Raw genomic sequence first — 1624 nt, 5'->3', positions numbered from 1 at the left:
TGTTGCAGGCGGCGTTGGCGGTGTTGTTGTCGCGGTTGGGTGCGGGGCTGGATGTGCCGGTGGGTTCGGCGGTTGCGGGCCGTACGGATGAGGCGCTGGACGATCTGGTGGGCTTCTTCGTGAACACGCTGGTCATCCGGACGGACCTGTCCGGTGATCCGGAGTTCCGGGAGGTGCTGGGGCGGGTGCGGGAGGCGGGTCTTGGTGCCCTGGCGCATCAGGATGTGCCGTTCGAGAAGCTGGTGGAGGAGCTGGCCCCGGTACGTTCCCTGGCCCGGCACCCCCTCTTCCAGATCATGCTCACCCTCCAGAACACCGATCGCGCGGTACTGGACCTGCCGGACGTGAACGCCGGAAGCCCCCCGCTGGACAACTCGCTCCTGGCGGCCCGGTTCGACCTGGACGTTTCGCTGTCGGAGGTCTACGACGAGGACGGCCGTCCCGCGGGCTTGCGCGGTGCGCTGGTCGCGTCGGCGGACCTCTTCGACATGACGACCGTCGATCGGCTCGCAAGCTGGTTCTCCCGAACTCTGCGCGTAGTCACCGCGGAGCCTGGGGTGCGGGTGCATGAGGTGGATGTGCTGGGTGAGGGCGAGCGGGCCCGGGTGCTGAGTGAGTGGAATGACACGGCGGTTGTGGGCGGGGTGTTGTCGTCGTCGGTGTTGGGGTTGTTCGAGGGGTGGGTGGCTGCTGATCCGGGTGGGGTTGCGGTGGTGGCTGATGGGGTGCGTATTTCTTACGGTGAGTTGGATGCGGCGGCGGGTCGGTTGGCTTCGTATCTGCGGGGTCGTGGTGTGGGTGTGGAGTCGGTGGTGGGCCTGCGCCTGGGCCGGGGAGCCGAGATGGTGGTCGGCATTTTGGGGGTGTGGAAGGCGGGGGCGGCTTATCTGCCGGTGGATGGTTCGCTGCCGGTGGAGCGGCAGGAGTTCATGCTCGCCGACTCCGGTGCGGCGATTCTGATAGGTCCGGAGGAGCTAGCGGAGTCTGCTGCATGCGAACCGGTTGGCAAGGGCGTACCGGTTGATTCCTCAGGGTTGGCGTATGTGATTTATACGTCGGGTTCTTCGGGTGTTCCGAAGGGTGTGGCGGTTGCGCACGGTTCGTTGGTGAATCTGGTGTCGGTGTTCGGTCCGGTGATGGGTGCGGGCCCTGGTGCCGGGGTGTTGCAGTTCGCCTCCTTCGGATTCGATGCGTCGGTGCTGGATGTGGCGGTGGCGCTGTCGTCGGGTGCGGCGTTGTGGATTGCGTCGGAGGAACAGCGGGAGGAGCCGTCGCGGCTGGCGGAGCTGGAAGGAATCACTACGGCATCGGTCGTGCCGTCGCTGCTCGGGGTGATCGATCCGGCAGTTCTCGGGCGGGTGGAAACGCTGCTGGTAGGTGCTGAGGCGATTGGTGAGTCGGCGGCGCGGGTGTGGTCGTCAGGCCGGCGGCTGGTGAACACCTACGGTCCGACCGAGGCGACGGTGATGGTCGCGGCTTCCGACGTGGATCCGGACCGGCCGGGTGCGGTGCCGTTCGGCCGTCCGGTCGCGAACACCCGGCTTTATGTTCTGGACGGGCGTCTTGAGCCGGTGCCGGTGGGTGTTGCGGGTGAGCTGTATGTGGCGGGTGCCGGGCTGGCACG

Annotated in this window: 1 protein-coding gene; it reads left to right on the top strand. The window is 67.1% G+C overall.

Translation table 11 applies throughout. The features are described from left to right. On the top strand, window positions 1–1624 hold a 1624-nt coding region (locus tag ACWDR0_RS34850), incomplete at both ends, for a non-ribosomal peptide synthetase (protein WP_456355844.1).

The sequence above is a fragment of the Streptomyces sp. NPDC003691 genome, from assembly GCF_053981115.1.
The sequence above is the reverse complement of the archived record's forward strand: the minus strand, read 5'-3'. Positions and strand labels throughout refer to the sequence as shown.